16 protein-coding genes and 1 tRNA gene are annotated in these 16,199 nt (G+C 66.6%); 8 read left to right on the top strand and 9 right to left on the bottom strand.

Annotation, left to right across the window (positions count from 1 at the left end; translation table 11 throughout):
• Nucleotides 1-9: 9 nt before the first annotated feature.
• Both U1703_RS03690 and U1703_RS03685 read right to left on the bottom strand, forming a co-directional pair.
• A complete protein-coding gene (locus tag U1703_RS03690; RefSeq protein ID WP_332784613.1) occupies nucleotides 10-1,998 on the bottom strand; it encodes a putative bifunctional diguanylate cyclase/phosphodiesterase in 1,989 nt (662 codons plus the stop codon).
• Nucleotides 1,999-2,172: 174 nt separating this feature from the next.
• Nucleotides 2,173-3,567, bottom strand: coding sequence for a helix-turn-helix domain-containing protein (locus U1703_RS03685; protein WP_332784612.1), 1,395 nt, complete (start codon nucleotides 3,565-3,567; stop codon nucleotides 2,173-2,175).
• 67 nt (nucleotides 3,568-3,634) lie between these two features.
• Here U1703_RS03685 and aceA point away from each other — a divergent pair, with 67 nt between their 5' ends.
• The 4 genes from aceA (at nucleotide 3,635) to U1703_RS03665 (ending at nucleotide 7,079) form a co-directional block, all read left to right on the top strand.
• On the top strand, nucleotides 3,635-5,032 hold the full coding sequence (gene aceA / locus U1703_RS03680; protein ID WP_332784611.1) for an isocitrate lyase: 1,398 nt from the start codon (nucleotides 3,635-3,637) through the stop codon (nucleotides 5,030-5,032).
• 45 nt (nucleotides 5,033-5,077) lie between these two features.
• Complete coding sequence (locus U1703_RS03675) at nucleotides 5,078-5,236, top strand: hypothetical protein (protein WP_320452603.1); 159 nt, start codon at nucleotides 5,078-5,080, stop codon at nucleotides 5,234-5,236.
• Nucleotides 5,237-5,436: 200 nt separating this feature from the next.
• Nucleotides 5,437-6,393 (top strand): cation diffusion facilitator family transporter, encoded by a 957-nt coding sequence (locus U1703_RS03670; RefSeq protein ID WP_332784610.1) that lies wholly within the window; start codon nucleotides 5,437-5,439, stop codon nucleotides 6,391-6,393.
• Between the two features lie 11 nt (nucleotides 6,394-6,404).
• Nucleotides 6,405-7,079 carry a hypothetical protein gene (locus U1703_RS03665; protein ID WP_332784609.1) on the top strand — a complete coding sequence of 225 codons (675 nt, stop codon included), beginning with the start codon at nucleotides 6,405-6,407 and terminating at the stop codon, nucleotides 7,077-7,079.
• Here U1703_RS03665 and U1703_RS03660 read toward each other — a convergent pair.
• Both U1703_RS03660 and U1703_RS03655 read right to left on the bottom strand, forming a co-directional pair.
• Entirely contained in the window at nucleotides 7,031-7,651 is a 621-nt protein-coding gene (locus U1703_RS03660; protein WP_332784608.1) for a DUF4893 domain-containing protein, read from the bottom strand. The genes U1703_RS03665 and U1703_RS03660 overlap by 49 nt on opposite strands.
• Entirely contained in the window at nucleotides 7,648-8,433 is a 786-nt protein-coding gene (locus tag U1703_RS03655; RefSeq protein WP_320452607.1) for a 3-hydroxybutyrate dehydrogenase, read from the bottom strand. Before U1703_RS03655 ends, U1703_RS03660 begins: the two co-directional genes overlap by 4 nt.
• Nucleotides 8,434-8,561: 128 nt before the next feature.
• Between U1703_RS03655 and ypfJ the strand changes: the two genes are divergently transcribed.
• Entirely contained in the window at nucleotides 8,562-9,479 is a 918-nt protein-coding gene (gene ypfJ, locus U1703_RS03650) for a KPN_02809 family neutral zinc metallopeptidase (RefSeq protein WP_332784607.1), read from the top strand.
• Nucleotides 9,480-9,822: 343 nt separating this feature from the next.
• On the opposite strand, the gene U1703_RS03645 is transcribed toward ypfJ, so the two are convergent.
• Nucleotides 9,823-10,806 (bottom strand): NADP-dependent oxidoreductase, encoded by a 984-nt coding sequence (locus U1703_RS03645; RefSeq protein WP_332784606.1) that lies wholly within the window; start codon nucleotides 10,804-10,806, stop codon nucleotides 9,823-9,825.
• A gap of 104 nt (nucleotides 10,807-10,910) precedes the next feature.
• A complete protein-coding gene (locus tag U1703_RS03640; RefSeq protein ID WP_332784605.1) occupies nucleotides 10,911-12,236 on the bottom strand; it encodes a DUF2171 domain-containing protein in 1,326 nt (441 codons plus the stop codon).
• 250 nt (nucleotides 12,237-12,486) lie between these two features.
• Here U1703_RS03640 and U1703_RS03635 point away from each other — a divergent pair.
• The 3 genes from U1703_RS03635 (at nucleotide 12,487) to U1703_RS03625 (ending at nucleotide 14,123) form a co-directional block, all read left to right on the top strand.
• Nucleotides 12,487-12,562: transfer RNA gene (locus U1703_RS03635), tRNA-Ala, on the top strand.
• Between the two features lie 71 nt (nucleotides 12,563-12,633).
• Entirely contained in the window at nucleotides 12,634-13,392 is a 759-nt protein-coding gene (locus U1703_RS03630; RefSeq protein WP_332784604.1) for an NUDIX hydrolase, read from the top strand.
• Nucleotides 13,392-14,123, top strand: coding sequence for an extensin-like domain-containing protein (locus U1703_RS03625; RefSeq protein ID WP_332784603.1), 732 nt, complete (start codon nucleotides 13,392-13,394; stop codon nucleotides 14,121-14,123). Before U1703_RS03630 ends, U1703_RS03625 begins: the two co-directional genes overlap by 1 nt.
• Before the next feature lie 56 nt (nucleotides 14,124-14,179).
• Here U1703_RS03625 and U1703_RS03620 read toward each other — a convergent pair whose 3' ends face one another.
• The 3 genes from U1703_RS03620 to U1703_RS03610 form a co-directional block, all read right to left on the bottom strand.
• Nucleotides 14,180-14,737, bottom strand: a complete 558-nt coding sequence (locus tag U1703_RS03620; RefSeq protein ID WP_320452613.1) for a hypothetical protein — start codon at nucleotides 14,735-14,737, stop codon at nucleotides 14,180-14,182.
• A 317-nt stretch (nucleotides 14,738-15,054) separates the two neighbouring features.
• Nucleotides 15,055-15,330 carry a hypothetical protein gene (locus U1703_RS03615; RefSeq protein WP_332784602.1) on the bottom strand — a complete coding sequence of 92 codons (276 nt, stop codon included), beginning with the start codon at nucleotides 15,328-15,330 and terminating at the stop codon, nucleotides 15,055-15,057.
• Between the two features lie 89 nt (nucleotides 15,331-15,419).
• The gene (locus U1703_RS03610; RefSeq protein ID WP_332784601.1) at nucleotides 15,420-16,199 is read right to left on the bottom strand and encodes a transglutaminase-like domain-containing protein; all 780 of its coding nucleotides are present in this window, start codon (nucleotides 16,197-16,199) and stop codon (nucleotides 15,420-15,422) included.

The following is a 16,199-nucleotide window of genomic DNA, read 5'->3' as shown; positions in this document are numbered from 1 at the left end:
GAAGCCGGGTCAGGCCACCTGGTTGCGGAACACACCGGGACGCCCGATCAGATACCCCTGGACCTGATCGCAGCCCAGGCTTCGCAGGGTCGTCAACTGCGCTTCGGTTTCGACCCCCTCGGCGACGATCGGGATGTTCAGGCTGCGCCCCAGGCCCAGTGACGCGCGGACGATCGACAATGCAGGGCCGTGTGCATCCATCGCGCTGATGAAGCTGCGATCGATCTTGATCTTGTCGAACGGGAATTGCTGAAGGCTGCTGAGCGAGGAATAGCCGGTGCCGAAATCGTCCATCACGATCTGCACGCCCGCCGCACGCAGCGTGCGCAGATTGGCGGTGGCGGTCTCGCGCTGTTCGATCAGCACACCCTCGGTCACCTCCACCTCGACGCGAACGGGGTCCATGCCATGCGCCAGGATCGTCGCCAGCATCTGCTCGCCCAGTTGCGGCTCGCGCAGCTGCACCGGGGACAGGTTGATCGCCAGCTTCCAGTCCATCGGCCAGTGGCGCGCCGTGGTCAGCGCCTCGACCAGCAGATATTGGCCGATATCGGCGATCAGCCCGTGCTCCTCGGCCAGTGCGATGAAGGTATCGGGGCTGATCGGCCCCAGCACCGGATGCGTCCAGCGAGCCAGTGCTTCCTGGCCGATGATCCGGCGCGACGCACAATCGGCAATGGGCTGGAACGCCAGGCTCATCTCGCCCCGGCTCGCGGCCTCGCCCAACTCATGCGCCAGCCAGTGGCGCTGGCGCCGGTCCTCGTCCATCGCCGTGTCGTAATGGCGCGCTCGGTGACGGCCATCGGCCTTGGCGCGGTACAGCGCGATGTCGGCACAGGCCTGTAGTTCGTCGCTCTCGCTGCCATGGCATTGCGACAGGGCGACGCCGATGCTCATGCGGATGGTGGGGGCGGCATGGTCCTGCGCCACGGTATCGAAAATCCGGCTCAGCACCATGCAGGCATCGTGTTGGTCGGGAGCCAGATAATGGATGATCGCGAATTCGTCGCCGCCGATGCGCGCAACGACGTCCTCCTCCCCCGCCGCGGTGCGCAGGATCGTGCCCGTTCGCTGCAGCATCATGTCGCCCGCGCCATGGCCCAGCGTGTCGTTGACGCTCTTGAACCCGTCCAGATCGATCGCCAGCAGCGCGATCCGTTGTCCCGCGCGAAGTGCCTGATCCAGTCGCTCGGCAAAGACCAGGCGGTTGGCCAGCCCGGTCAGTGAGTCGTGATGCGCCAGATACTCGACCTGTCGCTGTGCCCGTTCGCGTGTTTCCCGCTCCTGCGCCAAGGTCTGGAGCGCGCGGGTCAACTCGCCCAGTTCGTCGCTGCGCCGGGCATAGGGCAAGGCGGGCAGCGCCCGTCCGCCATTCATGCCGCGCACCGCCAGGACGATCGTCATCAGCGGCCCGACGATCCGCCAGCGCAGCCACAGGATCAGACCGCCGACCAGGGCGACCATCATCACCGCAGCAACAATGGTCTCTACCATCGTGCGCTGCGATACGATCTCGGCTTCCCGTATCGGGGCCTTCAACTCTTGCCGTAGCGCCTGGCGAACCGCGTCGCGCCAATATTCCAGGGATCGCAGCGCGTTTTGAAATTGCGGCAGGCCGTCATGAAATGCGCTGGGGTCGGCTTTTCCTGCAACCAGCAGGGCATGGGTGACGCGGACGAACCGCTGTTCGGCGGCACGAACCTCCGCTTCCGCACGCTGTCCATAAACCGTCTGGGCAACGGGCCCCTTCGCATCCGGACGACGCTGCACATCGACCGATCGTGCGATCGTCGCCCATTCCGCCGCCGATCGGTTGGCGGTCCGTCCGTCAAGCGCCAGGACCTGCCTCCGCAGATCGCGCAGCCGGGTGTCGGCTTCGGCGAAACGGCCCAGCGTGCTGGTGATCCGTTCGATCGTCTCGACCGTGGCGATCAGCCGCCTGTCGAGCGACACCCCCGCCAGGGTCAGCGCCGTCGAGGTGAACAATACGATCGACAAAGCGACCGCAAAGCGGACTTCCAATGAACGGAAACGGGAAAACAGCCAATTCATCGCGGCAGTGAGATGACCGATGGCCCCCTTAAATTTAATGAAGGTTAGTAAAAAAGATTTCTCCTGCCCTGACAGCGCCATATCGCCCGGCCGCACCGAAGGACGCGAGAATGGGGAGCGTCAGTCGGCCGCGCAGGCCAAGGACGCGACGGCCCGTTCCCGTTCGTTGACGATCAGGGCACGTCCCGCCGCAGCCACGGCGCGTTGCGGGCAATCGGGGCGTGGGCAGCGGCGACATCCCGGTCCGATCGGTATCGCGCGGGCGGCCGGATCCAGTCCTTGCAACGCCACCAGTTGGCTTGCCAGATCGCCCGCCAATCCCAGCACGATCACGAACCGCGCGGTCACGCCCGATGACGATCGCCCCGCATGGTCGACCCGGCGGGCGATGGTCACGAACGGCGTACCGTCCGGCATCGCCACACGTTGCGGCGGTGGATCGCCTGCCCGGTCGAAGACGCCGAGCGCGTCCCATAGCGGGCAGATACCCTCCGCCTCGGCCAGGCCGGGATCGCTGGCCCCGATCAGCCGCTTCGACACCTGCCCCGCCCGGTCGATCCGCAGCATGAAAAAGGGCAGCCCGCGCGCACCGACGCGGTTCAGCGTGGTCAAGCGGTGCGCCAGCTGCTCGTGCGACACGCCGAACCGGCGGCGCAGCACCGCCAGGTCATAGCCCGTCGCCTCGCACGCGCGCAGGAAACGGGCATAGGGCATGACCAGCGCGGCGGCGAAATACTGTGCCAGGTAACGGCGGAACAGCCGCTCGGCGATCCGGTCGCCAAAGGCCGCGCCGCGCGCCAGCGCCTCGATCTCGGCCCGCGCCTCCGACTGCGCCACCTGCACCGCCAGCGCGAAGACACGACCCGGCGCCTCCAGCATTTCGGACAGCTGCAACTGCCGGGCATGAAGATCCAGCCGGGTCAGCCGGTCGGGCATGATATCGACCGGCAGCACCCGGATGGCGAGCGCATGGCGCACTCGCAGCCGTTCGGCGAGCGCCGCATACAGGTCGCCCGCGTTCAGCCGCAACTCGTCGGCCAAGGTCTCTGCGGCGGCATCGAGATCGGGAAAATGGTTACGCCACCGCTCGATCTCGCGACGGACGAGGACGGTCGGATCGGGTGTCGGCGTCATGTCGGCCGCGCCGCCCGCCGCCCCGCCAAGCCGGTCGAAGACGCGTGCGAATGCCTCTGCCCCGCCCGGTGCCGCCGCCAGCCATTCCTCCAGCTCGCTGCGGTCGATCTCCAGATCGGCGAACATCGGATCGGCCAGCCGCCGCCGCATCGCCGCAGCCCCTCCCCCCGGCGCCGCAGCGGTCAGCGTGCGCGGGTCGAAGTCGAATGTCTCGACCAGCCGCACCAGCAAGGCGGCGGATACCGGGCGCTGGTTGCGTTCGACCAGGTTCAGATAGCTAGGTGAGATGTCGAGCATCTCGGCCATCGCGGCCTGCGACAATGCATTCTGACGACGCACCCGTCGCACCGCATGTCCGGCAATCAGCTTGGTCGCGTTCATGGCCCGCATCCCCTCCCACGCAAAGCTGCGCTTGGGCACAAGCCTTGTCAATTCTTTACAGCCCGACTTGCTACACCCCCATAATTCCGACCGTGCGACGCGAGCGGATCGCCATGCGCCCTTCGCCAACCGGCCGATGCAGCGCAAGATCGGCGTCAACAAGCGACCATTTGTAAAGGACGATGCGATGCCCAGCTTCCAGGATCTGATCCCCGCCCCCGCCGGACGGTTCGACGGCATCGCCCGTCCCTACACCCCCGCCGACGTCGCACGCCTGCGCGGGTCGATCGCGGTCGAGCATACACTCGCTCGGCGCGGCGCGTTGAAATTGTGGGAGCTGCTGAAGTCCGAGGATTATGTCCATGCGCTGGGCGCGCTGTCGGGCAATCAGGCGATGCAGATGGTGCGTGCCGGGCTGAAGGCGATCTACCTGTCGGGCTGGCAGGTCGCGGCCGATGCCAACACCGCCGGGCAGATGTATCCGGACCAGTCGCTCTACCCCGCCAATGCCGGCCCCGAACTGGCGCGGCGGATCAATGCGACGCTGGCCCGCGCCGACCAGATCGAACATGCCGAGGGTGGCGCGACCCGTGACTGGTTCGCGCCGGTCATCGCCGATGCCGAGGCCGGCTTCGGCGGCCCGCTCAACTGTCACGAGATCATGAAGGCCTATATCGCGGCGGGCGCGGCGGGTGTGCATTTCGAGGACCAGCTGGCGTCGGAGAAGAAGTGCGGCCATCTGGGCGGCAAGGTGCTGATCCCCACCGCCGCGCATATCCGCAACCTGGATGCGGCCCGGCTGGCGGCGGATGTGGCGGGCGTGCCGACCGTCATCTGCGCGCGCACCGACGCGGAAAGCGCCCGGCTGATCACGTCCGACGTGGACGAGCGCGACCGCGAGTTCCTGACCGGCGAGCGGACGGCGGAGGGGTTCTTCCGCCTGAAACCGGGGTCGGGCGTCGACCATTGCATCAGGCGCGGGCTGGCCTTCGCGCCCCATGCCGACCTGTTGTGGTGGGAGACGTCGAAGCCCAATCTGGACGATGCGCGGCGCTTTGCCGAGGCGATCCGCCGCGAGCATCCGGGCAAGATGCTGGCCTATAACTGTTCGCCCAGCTTCAACTGGGAAGCCAATCTGGACCGCGACGACATCGCCCGGTTCCAGCGCGAGATCGGGGCGATGGGATACAAGTTCCAGTTCGTCACGCTCGCGGGCTTCCACCAGCTGAACTACGGCATGTTCGAGCTGGCGCGCGGATACCGGGATCGTGGCATGGCCGCCTATTCCGAGCTGCAGCAGGCCGAGTTCGCCGCCGAGGCGCATGGCTATACCGCGACGCGTCACCAGCGAGAGGTGGGAACCGGCTATTTCGACCTGATCGCGCAAATCGCGGCGGGCGGCGACAGCTCGACCACCGCGCTGGCCGAATCCACCGAGGCCGCCCAGTTCGTCCAGGCCGCCTGACGGCTTCCACCCCCCTTGTCCCACGCACCCTAAGGAGAAAATGCCATGCCGACCGAACCGCGCCGCAGCCGCGCCGTCTTCTCCACCGAAGACTTCGCCCTGATGAAGGAGGCTATTGCCGAGCACGTCAAGCGCGTCGCCGACGACCCGCGCTCGATCAAGTTCGCGCACCTGTACCACCGCCTGGGGCGGATCGCCTCCTGAGGCGCGCGCACAGCCTTCGACTTCGCTCAGGCCGGACGGAGGGCAGCACCGAGCCCCCCGTTCGCGCCGAGCGAAGGCGAAATGCGCACCCGAAACTTGACCCGGTATCCCCCGGCTCAACGCAAGGCAGCACCAGGCCCCCACCGCCGCGCTTTGTTGAACCAACGGAACAACCACCCCGATCACACGCTGTATCGGCCATGCCCAACACCGGCCTGACCGCGCGCATCCGCGAGAATATCGTATTGTACGGCGCGCTGGCAGCCAATCTGGCGATCGGCGTCGCCAAGTTCGTGGCGGCCGGGATCACCGGATCCTCCTCGATGCTGACCGAGGGCGTGCACTCCGTCGTCGACAGCGGCAACCAGATCCTACTGCTCTATGGCCAGGGCCGCGCCAAGCGGGGGCCCGATGCGATCCACCCGTTCGGTTATGGCCGCGAGCTGTATTTCTGGGCGTTCGTGGTCGCCATCCTGATCTTCGCGCTGGGCTCGGGCATCTCGATCTACGAGGGCTGGCGCCACATCAAGTCGCCAGAGCCGCTGCGCGATCCCACCGTCAACTATATCGTGCTTGCCATCGCCTTTGCGCTGGAGGGGGCGAGCTGGACCATTGCGGTGCGCGAATTCGCGCGGACCAAGGGCAAGAGCGGATGGTGGCGCGCGATCCACGATTCCAAGGACCCGCCGGGGTTCATCGTGCTGTTCGAAGACTCGGCCGCACTTGCCGGGCTGGTGATCGCCGCACTCGGTGTGTGGCTGTCGCACGAGACCGGAGATGCGCGGATCGACGGTCTTGCCTCGATCCTGATCGGCCTGGTGCTGGGCCTTGTCGCGATCCTGCTCGCCCGCGAATCCAAGGGCCTGCTGATCGGCGAGCGCGCCGACCCGGAGGTGGTCGAGACGATCCGCGACATCGTCGCCGCGCGCCCCTGGATCAGTCACGTCAACCATGTCCGCACGATCCACACCGCGCCCGACAGCATCTTTGCGGCGATCAGCGCGGATTTTGTCGACAGCCTGCCCATGGGTGAGGCAGAAACGATGATCGAGATATTGGAGGACGATCTGCGCATGGCGGTGCCCAGCCTGTCGTCCATCTATATCCGCCCCGAAAAGAAGGAAAACGCCGCCAGGGTGGCAGCCGGACCTGCATGATGAGGCCCCTCATGACGATGTTGATGCGCGCCGCCACGGCTCTTTTCCTGATGTGCGCCTGGGCCCTGCCTGCCCAGGCGGCGGTGACAATCACCTTCTGGAGCCACGAACTGGGCAACAGCTTTCCGCATACCTTCTTCTCGCTGCGCGGGACGGTCGACGCGAACGGCGCGCCGGTGGATGCCAATTACGGCTTCACCGCCAAGTCGATCTCGCCCGCGCTGCTGATGGGCACGGTCAAGGGACGACTGGACATCTCCAAGCCCTTCTACATCTCGACCAGTGACGCGCAATTTTCCTATGTCATGACCGATGCGCAATATGCCGACATCCTGGCGCTCGTCGCCGCCTGGGACGAGAAGACCGGCGATTCGCATTACAATCTCAACCAGCGCAACTGCGTCCATTTCGTGCAGGAAGCGGCACGGCGGCTGGGTCTGGTCGGCCTCGACCACCCCGATCTGATGAAGAAGCCGCGCTCCTATCTGAAGGCGGTGGCGCAGGCCAATGCCGACCGGGTGACGATCGTCGGGCAGAACGGCAAGGCCTATCTCGCCTCGCTGCCGCCGCTCCCGGCCGCGCCCGCAGCCTCCGCCACGGTGCCACCGGCACCGGCCAACGCCAATGGCGTGAGCGTTCAGGGGGCGACCGGCACCAGTTCCAGCACGTCGACCACCGACTCGTAAGCGGGGAACGGGAAGGCGATCCGCCAGCGATTGGCGTCGATCCGCTCGACCACCCCCGCCATGTCGCGGGCCCGGTCACGGCCATAGGCATAGGACCGTTCTTCGTCGCCCAGGACCATCGTGCCCAGAAAGACGCTGCGCGCGTCGGTGTCGGGATAGATGCGCCCGGTCAGCCGCTGCGACCCGTCGAGCTTGGTCAGACTGGCACCATCCGCCGACACCCGGCAGCGGAAATAGGGATACGCGACATAGGTCAGGACCGCGCGCCCTTGCGTCCCCATCTTGATCGTGCGGCACCGATAGTCGCCATCGGGCAGTTTGGGATCCGCGATCGAATAGTCCGGGTCCGCCAGCAACCCCAATGCGGCAACCTCCGCCGCCGCGCCGCCCGCTTTTGCCTGGGCAATTCCCTTGACCCAGGCGGTGCGCCAGTTGCGCAGGCGAACGCGGTCATCCTCGGTCGCCGCCAGCCGCCAGTCGGTCGCCTCCTCGGCGCGGTTCGCCTCCGCCGTGCCGACCGCCGCCAGCGCGATCGCGATCCCCAGGATCGACCGCGTCCATGTTGCGGTCACTGGGCGGTCCAGCCGCCATCGACCGACAAATTGGCCCCCGTGATCGCCTTCGCCTCGTCGCGGCACAGGAACAGGGCGAGCGCGGCGACCTGTTCGATGGTCACGAACTCCTTGGTCGGCTGCGCCTTGAGCAGCACATCGTCGATCACTTGCTCGCGGGTCAGGCCGCGCGCCTTCATCGTGTCGGGGATCTGGTTCTCCACCAAAGGCGTCCAGACATAGCCCGGCGAGATGCAGTTGGCGGTGATGCCGTCGGTCGCCACCTCCAGCGCCACCGTCTTGGTGATGCCGACGACCCCGTGCTTGGCCGCGACATAGGCGGACTTGTTCGGGCTGGCGACCAGGCTATGCGCCGATGCGGTGGTGATGATCCGCCCCCAGCCCTTCGCCCGCATGTGCGGGATCGCCGCGCGCATCATGTGCCAGGCCGAGGACAAGTTGATCGCGATGATCGCGTCCCACTTCTCGACCGGGAATTCGGCGATCGGCGCGACATGCTGGATACCCGCATTGTTGATGACGATGTCGACCGATCCGGTTTCCGCCGCTGCCCGCTCGATCATCGCGGCGATCTGTTCGGGCCGGGTCATGTCGGCGGGGTCGTACAGCGCCTGCGCGCCGCTCACCCGTTCCAGCGCGGCGCGATCCCGCTCGATCGCGTCCGCATCGCCGAAGCCGTTAAGGACCACCGCCGCCCCTTCGGCCGCCAGCGCCTTGGCATAGGCCAGGCCGATGCCGGACGTGGAGCCCGAGATCACTGCGGTCTTGCCCTTCAGGAACATGCCATTCTCCCGTGATAGGCCCGCACCATGCGGACAGATGCACGCCCGTGCAACCGCTGTTGCCCTTCGCGGGTTTCATGGCCGAAGGGCCCGATAAGGGAACAAGACGACAAAGGGGTGACGGTGCCATGCGGCTCGACGATTATGACAACGATATCGACGTGGGCGAGGCGCAGAGCGGAGGTGGCGGCGGCTTTGGCGGCGGCGGCGGCGGCCTGCTATTCGGGCTGTTGCCATTGATCGGCAGCCGGTTCGGATGCGGCGGCATTGTGGTCGTACTGATCATCCTGGCGGTCGTCGGCATGAACCCCTTGAGCCTGCTGACCGGTGGCGGCAGCGGCAATGCCCCCGTGACCCAGAGGGCGGGATCGTCGGGTTCGGAAGGCGCCCGCCAGACCTGCGAAGCCTCCCCCGAACGCCGCGAAGCCTGCCAGGCGTTCAGCAATGCGGAAAATACCTGGGAAAAGATTTTCGCCGACAATGGGCAGCGTTTCTCGGCCCCCGGCCTGCGTTTCTTCCGGCCGGGTGCGGATAGCGTAACGTCGGGTTGCGGGACGGCTCCGTCAGCAGCAGGGCCGTTCTACTGTCCTTCGGATCGCCGTATCTATCTCGACACCCGCTTCTTTGACGAACTGGCCAACAAGTTCGGCGCGAAGGGCGACTTCGCGCGCAATTACGTGATCGCGCATGAATTCGGCCATCACATCCAGACGCTGCTCGGCACCTCCGACCAGGTTCGTCGCGCGCAGCAGGCGGCGGGCGAAGCGCAGGGCAATGCCCTGTCGGTGCGGCTGGAGTTGCAGGCGGACTGCTATGCGGGCGTATGGGCGGCCAAGAACCGTGATCGGCTGGAGCCCGGCGATGTCGAGGAAGGCATGACCGCCGCCCGCGCGATCGGCGACGATACGCTGCAACGTGAATCCACCGGTCGGGTCGTGCCCGACAGCTTCACCCACGGCTCGTCGGAACAGCGGATGCGCTGGCTGCGGCGCGGTATGGAAACGGGCGATCCCGCGCAGTGCGATACGTTTTCGGGGGCAATTTAAGGATCGGAGACGTATTCGGCTTGGCCCGCCTTGCCATTTGACCAACCACCCCGCCAAGCGCCCTCCCCCTCCCGCAAGCGGGAGGGGGCCGGGGGGAGGGCCAGCCACAGGCGACGTCGCTCGACGAACGCCCCTCCCCCAACCCCTCCCGCCTGCGGGAGGGGAGCTTGAGAGGGTTCCTGACTCGATATTTGGCAGTCCCCCGCCGCGCCCCGCGCGCTCCCCCTCCCGCAGGCGGGAGGGGGTCGGGGGGAGGGTCCGCCGCGGGCAATGTCGCTCGAGACACGTTACCCTCCGAACGCCATCGCACAGGAGGGACGACAGTCGAAAAGCCCCCCGCCCCTTACAACTTCACCAGCATCTTGCCCTTGTTACCGCCGGTGAACAGCGCCAGGAACGCTTCGGGCGTGCGGTCCAGCCCTTCGAACACGGTTTCCTCGCGCTTCAACCGGCCCTGCTCCAGCATCTCGGCCATGTCGCGATAGAAACCCGCCTGATCCTTGAAGTCGCTGACGATGAAGCCCTGGATCCGCACACGATTGCCGATCAGGCGCGCCAGATATTTCAGGCTGGTCGGCTTGGCATCATTGTACACGTCGATCATGCCGCAGATCGCAAAGCGGGCATTGGGCTTGGCATGGGCCAGTGCCGCGTCGAGGTGATCGCCGCCGACATTGTCGAAATAGACGTCGATGCCATCCGGCGCCGCCTCGTCCAGCGCATCGACGACCGATGTCCCCGACTTATAGTCGATGACCTTATCGGCGCCCAGTTCGCGAACCCAGGCGGTCTTGTCCGCGCCGCCGGCCGAACCGATGACCGTCATCCCCTTGGCCTTCGCGATCTGCACCACGGTCGAACCGACCGCACCCGCCGCCGCCGAGACGAACACCGTGTCGCCGGGCTTGGCTTGCGCCACATGGAGCAGGCCGTAATAGGCGGTCATGCCCGGCATACCGAACTGACCCAGATAGGCCTGCGGATCGACACCAAGATCAGGCAGCGGCTGGACATGGGCGGCGGGCAGGATCGCCTCGTCGCGCCAGCCGGCCATGTGGCTGACCAGGGTGCCGACGGCGATGGCGTCGGCACGGCTTTCGACCACTTCGCCGATCGCACCGCCCTGCATCGGCTCACCGAGCTTGAAGGGCGGGACATAGCTCTTCGTGTCGTTCATCCGTCCGCGCATATAGGGGTCGACCGACAGCCAGCGATTGGCGATCCGCACCTCGCCCTCGCCAAGCGCGGGTAGCGCCTGATCGATCAGGGCGAAATCACCGGCCACAGGGGTGCCGTTCGGGCGTGCCGCCAGGGTCCAAGCCTTCATCACAATATCCTTATCATTCAACAGCCGCAGACATGGGAAAGGGCCCGGGTGAAGTCCACCCGAGCCCTTCAAGAAAAGTCACTCGATCGTGACGTTTTTCTTTATCAATAACCCCGGCTGGTGTCCGAGGTGCTGCTCGACGTGGTGCCAGTGCCGGTGGTCGTACCGGTCATCGAGCCCGTGCCGGTCGTCGTGCCGGTGGTCGACGTGCTGCCCGTCGCGCTGTTATTCTGTGCCGAGCTGGTCGTACCGGTCGCACTCTGGCCGTAACCGCTCGATTGACCGCTCGTGCCGGTCTGGCCGTAACGATTGGCCTGGCCGTAACGGTCGTTCTCATTAGTGCGATCGCCGAACATGGCGCGCGCATTTTCCTCGTCGCGCCACTGGGCCTTGGCCTCCTCGGCGGTCTTGGTCAGCATGACCTTGTCCTCGACGGACTTCAGCCAGCGCGACGGGATCGAGTGGTGCTGGCCACCCGCATCCTTGTCGTTCTTGGTCAGCAGGATGCGGTCGCCGCGAACCTTGTCGACGGTGCCGACATGGCTGCCGTCCGAACCGACGACTTCCTGATGCTCCTTGACCTTGGGCAGAAGGCCGCGCTGGCCTTCGCGCTCGGTGCGCCAGGTCGAAAACTCGTTCTGGAACTTGGTGCGATTCTCGCTGCGATACTCGTCGTAATCGCGGTCGAGCGCGGCGATCTGGCCGGTGCGCCAGTGGTTATAGTCGTGATCCTGCTGGGCATAGTGACGCTCGTCGAAGCGCGCATCGGCCTCGCGACGGCGCTCCGCCTCCTCGTCACCGAACCACGAGCGGACCTCGTCCCCGGCACGGGCGAAGAAGCCGCGATCGTCATAGTCGTAGCCCTGCGGCTGGCGACCATAATCGCCGCCCTGCTGGCGACCATAGTCACGGCCCTGCTGCTGACGACCATAATCGCCACGATCCTGGCGGTCGTCGCGGCCGAAGCGGTCGCCGGTATAGCCATAGCCACGCGACGAATCGCCATAGCTCGCGTTGCGGCCATAGTTGCGTTCACCGCCCCGATAGGCGTCGCGGTCCTGGTCACGACCATAGCCGCCCTCGCTGCCGCGATAGGCGCCATATGCACCCGAGCGGCCCTCGCCATAGCGACCCTCGTTGGAACGGCCGCCGAAATCCTGACGCGACGAGCGATAGTCGTTGTCGCGGCCATAACCCTGCGCGTCGTAGCCCTGGCGGCCATAGCCCTGCTGGCCATAGTCACGCGCACCATAACCGCGGCGGCTGTCCTGGTCGCGATCGTCGTCGTTGCGCTCATTGTCGAACGCACCGGCCGCGTCATATTTGCGCGCGCTGGAATAGGTGTAATCCCGCCCGGAGCCGTAGTCCCGGCCATAATCGAAGTCGCGGTCGCCACGATTGGCGTCGCGGGAATAGCGGTCGTAAGCCATCCTAAACCCTCCTGAAATTCGGTCCTGCGGGGGCCGACACCGCTCGACTGGCGGGTCGTACCATCCGGGTGTTTCAATGAGGAAGATCAAGACATTGTTCCGTTACCAGCGCATCAGGCGCGACGGACGGAGCATCGGCAGGGGGCGAACGACAGCCGAAATTTTTTGGCGATCGGCGGCAAAGCGGTGTTGCGTCGCCCCCGCGCTCGGGCTAATGGCGTCGCTCCCGGCCATGGCCGGGTCACGGGGCGGGGCTGTAGCTCAGATGGGAGAGCGCTGCAATCGCACTGCAGAGGTCAGGGGTTCGATTCCCCTCAGCTCCACCACCCCGCTTCCCCCTGACATCGCCGATACGGACGCCCGGTTCCCGCGACGGAGCTGATGCGTTGAGCCGTCGATGACACCCGATCCCATTCCCGCCGCCACCCTGATCCTGATGCGCGAAGGGCCCGCCCCCGATGCGCTGCCCGAAATCCTGATGGTCGAACGCGGCGCGACGCTGGCCTTTCTGGGCGGCGCCATGGTCTTTCCGGGCGGGCGCGTCGATCCCGGCGACCATCTGCTCGTACCCGACGAGGCACGGGATCGCGATGACTGGGCCGCGCGCGTCGCCGCGATCCGCGAGACGATCGAGGAGGTCGGGCTTGCCGTAGGGATCGCCCCCTCGCCCAATCCCGTGGCTCTGGCCAGCCTGCGTACCGCAATGACGGCGGGACAGGCTTTTGCCCAGGCGCTAGCCGACCACGGCCTGGCGATCGCCCCCGACGACCTGATCCCCTATGCGCGCTGGTGTCCCGAACATGTGCCGGTGCGGCGGTTCGATGCGCGTTTCTATCTGGCGAGGATGCCCCGAAACGCCTCGACCCCCGCGATCGACGGGGCCGAGACGGTGGGGGCGATCTGGACGACCGCACGCGCCGCACTGGCCCAGGCGGATAGCGGCGCGATCCATATCATCTTTCCCACCCGCCGGACGCTGGAACGATTGGCGCTATACCGCGATTTCGTCTCGGCGGCCGCCGATGCACGGGCCTGGCCGATCCGACGGATCATCCCCTTTCAGGCGGAGCGTAACGGCGTGGCATCGATCTGCATCCCCGACGATCTGGGTTATCCCATCACCGCCGAACCCGTCGCGCGCGCAAAGCGCGGCTGATGCGCGCGCTCCGGCGGTGGACGACCCTGTTGGTGGTGGTCGCGGTGGCGGCGATGCTGGCGCTGCTGCTATGGGGCTGGTTGCGACGCCATCCACAGGACGTACCCTGGGCGCCGCTAGACCTGGGCCAGCCGGTGGGCATGTTCACCGGGCGCAAGCTGACTGCGCTGACCCAGGACCGGACGCAATGCCTAGCGCTGCTCGACCGGGCGGGCATCCGCTATACCGCACTCCCCGCCCGCACGGACGGGGCGCAATGCGGCTATGACGATGCAGTGCGCTTCACCTCGGGCGGGGCGCGGGCGATCGGCTATCGCCCGGCGACGCTGGGCGTGTCCTGTCCGGTCGCGGCCTCGCTGGCGCTATGGGAATGGGATGCGGTGCAGCCCGCCGCCCGCGCCTTGCTGGGCAGCAAGGTCGTCGCGATCGACCATCTGGGCAGCTATAATTGCCGCCGGATCAGCGGGCGCAGCAGCAGCGACTGGAGCGAACATGCCCGCGCCAACGCCGTCGACATTGCGGGCTTCCGCCTGGCGGACGGGCGACGGATCAGCGTGCTGCGCGACTGGAAGGATCAAGGTGCGTCGGGCCAGTTCCTGCGCCGGGTGCGCGACCAGGCCTGTCAGCTATTCGCGACGACCCTGTCGCCCGACTATAATGCGGCGCACGCCGACCATTTCCACCTCGACCAGGCCTATCGCGGCTCGATGGGCTGGCGGGCGTGCCGGTGACATAGGCGGTCCCGGGGACGCGACGGCGGAGCCCCCCGACCCGCCATCGCACTTCCTCAGTTGGCCAGCGACGTGCCGTTCGTGTCGACCTTTTCCACCCAATGCGGGAAGAAGGCGGGCTGACGGCTCGACCAGCCTGCGGCGGTCGCCGCCGCCTCGCTGATCGACTGGAGCAGCTTGCGCCGCAACTCCGGGTGCAGATGCGGCAGCGCCGCCGCTGCGCAGAAGACCGAGGGCAGCCACGGTCGGACCTCGGCCCCGATCAGGCGCTCATAGAGGAAGCGAAAGGCCGAGAAGCTGGTCAGCCGCCCCTGCCCCAGATCGAACGCCGCGATCGTGACGAACGGCGCCATGAAGGGCTCCAGCGATTCCAGGCCGCTATCGACCGGGATCAGGTGCCGGATTTCCGGCAGGTTGCGATAGAGGCGCGCCTGCGCCCGGATGCTCGCCGCCTCGACGACGTCACGCGACCAGCGTGCCATCGCATCCTCGCGGTCCAGGCCGATATCCAGCGAGCGGCGGATATAACGCTGCGTCGCCGCCGCGAACCCGGCAAATTCCTTCATTTCGGCCAATGTCATCGTACCTTCGGCCGGTTTGCTCCTCGATCCCATCTGCGTTCACCCCGCCCAATCTTACCAACCCGATCATCATGCGCCATTTTGGTTAACGCAACGCTGAACGGCAAAGACAGACGAACACGAAATCCGCCGCGCCGCAACATAGATTGCGACGAACGGTTATCGCGGTAAGGATTTTGCGAAGATCAAAGGTATCACGACACAATCGCGACGTTTGTTGCGATGGCGCAACGGGGCAACCCATCCCCCGTGTCAGCGCTGGTCACGAACGGCGTTGCCAGCGGCAAAGCTCTCACGATCGTGGGGACCGAAGGCCGATAGCGACCCTCGATCCCACGTCGCGTCAATCCTTAGCGATCATTTTCGCTATAGCCCGACGACTCTGCCGGGCCATCCCGGCCGGGCTGGGTGGTCGAGGGCGGATCGCTGGCGTCCATCGACTCGTCCAGGCTTTCGTCCAGCTGCGCGTCGACGTCCTCGGGGTTCCGATCCAGCTTCTCGGCAATCTCCGGGTCCTGCCCGGCATGCTGTTCGGGCGGCTGCGGGCGGTTGCCGTGTTCGGCCTGTTCGCCGCCGGGCGCGACGGAAACGCTGTCCAGCGCGCGATCGTCGATGCTGTCGTTCATGTCACTTCCCCATCATCAGTGGATAGGAACAACGAGCCATGACGCGCACCGTTCCTGCCCCCATCCGCCGCGAGGGCCGGACCGGCGCATCAATCGATCCGGGTCACCTCCACCCGCTGCTCGCAAAGCTGCGCCTCGCCGAACACGGTCATGAAGGCGATGTCGGTCGCGTCCCGGCCGACGCAGACCGTGGCGATCTCGTCTGCCTGCGCCATGCCGGTGGCATCGACCAGGTGCCAGCCGCCCTCCAGCCAGAGTTCGGCCACCGCATGGAAGTCGGGCGGAGTGACGCCGGGCGCATAGGCCGAGACGCAGCGTGCCGGTATCTCCGCCGCCCGCGCCAGCGCGACCAGCAAATGCGTATAATCGCGGCAGACGCCACGCCGCGAGCCGAAGGTGTCGAGCGCGGTGGTCACTCCAGTGGAACTGCCCGCCTGGTAGATCAGCCGCGTGGCGACCCAGTCGGCCAGCGCCGCCGCCATCGCCCCGCCCGACAGGCCGCCGAACCGCTGGCGCACGAAACCCTCGAGCCGGTCCGATTCGCAATATCGGCTGGGTAGCAGATAGGGGATCAACGCCCCGCCGAGCCCCCGCGCCGGCGTCGCCGCCAGCGTTTCCAGCCGTACCACCGGCCGCTCGATCGCGACGATCGCCTGGTATTTCGCCAGCAGCCCATGATCGGCGCGGACCCAGCATCGCTGGCCGATCCCTTCCTCGCCCGCCACCGCCGTGACGCCGTGGTCGGACCAGATGGTCAGAGACTGTTGTTCCAGCCGCTGGTCGGGCGTGGCCGCCGCCTCGATCTGGAGGAGGATATCGGCCGGGTCCGTCAGGACATAGTCGAGCGTCACATCGATCGACAGGCGCAT

Source organism: Sphingomonas flavida (genome assembly GCF_036663655.1).
In the GTDB taxonomy this organism is placed as follows: Bacteria; Pseudomonadota; Alphaproteobacteria; order Sphingomonadales; family Sphingomonadaceae; genus Sphingomonas.
The sequence above is the reverse complement of the archived record's forward strand: the minus strand, read 5'-3'. Positions and strand labels throughout refer to the sequence as shown.

Bases quoted from the DNA above. Each gene is read 5' to 3' on its own strand.
- U1703_RS03685 (WP_332784612.1), bottom strand. From the start codon at position 3,567: ATGAACGCGACCAAGCTGATTGCCGGACATGCGGTGCGACGGGTGCGT.
- U1703_RS03675 (WP_320452603.1), top strand. From the start codon at position 5,078: ATGCCGACCGAACCGCGCCGCAGCCGCGCCGTCTTCTCCACCGAAGAC.
- U1703_RS03670 (WP_332784610.1), top strand. From the start codon at position 5,437: ATGCCCAACACCGGCCTGACCGCGCGCATCCGCGAGAATATCGTATTG.
- U1703_RS03665 (WP_332784609.1), top strand. From the start codon at position 6,405: ATGACGATGTTGATGCGCGCCGCCACGGCTCTTTTCCTGATGTGCGCC.
- U1703_RS03655 (WP_320452607.1), bottom strand. From the start codon at position 8,433: ATGTTCCTGAAGGGCAAGACCGCAGTGATCTCGGGCTCCACGTCCGGC.
- ypfJ (WP_332784607.1), top strand. From the start codon at position 8,562: ATGCGGCTCGACGATTATGACAACGATATCGACGTGGGCGAGGCGCAG.
- U1703_RS03645 (WP_332784606.1), bottom strand. From the start codon at position 10,806: ATGAAGGCTTGGACCCTGGCGGCACGCCCGAACGGCACCCCTGTGGCC.
- U1703_RS03640 (WP_332784605.1), bottom strand. From the start codon at position 12,236: ATGGCTTACGACCGCTATTCCCGCGACGCCAATCGTGGCGACCGCGAC.
- U1703_RS03630 (WP_332784604.1), top strand. From the start codon at position 12,634: ATGACACCCGATCCCATTCCCGCCGCCACCCTGATCCTGATGCGCGAA.
- U1703_RS03625 (WP_332784603.1), top strand. From the start codon at position 13,392: ATGCGCGCGCTCCGGCGGTGGACGACCCTGTTGGTGGTGGTCGCGGTG.
- U1703_RS03620 (WP_320452613.1), bottom strand. From the start codon at position 14,737: ATGGGATCGAGGAGCAAACCGGCCGAAGGTACGATGACATTGGCCGAA.
- U1703_RS03615 (WP_332784602.1), bottom strand. From the start codon at position 15,330: ATGAACGACAGCATCGACGATCGCGCGCTGGACAGCGTTTCCGTCGCG.
- U1703_RS03610 (WP_332784601.1), bottom strand. From the start codon at position 16,199: ATGCGCCTGTCGATCGATGTGACGCTCGACTATGTCCTGACGGACCCG.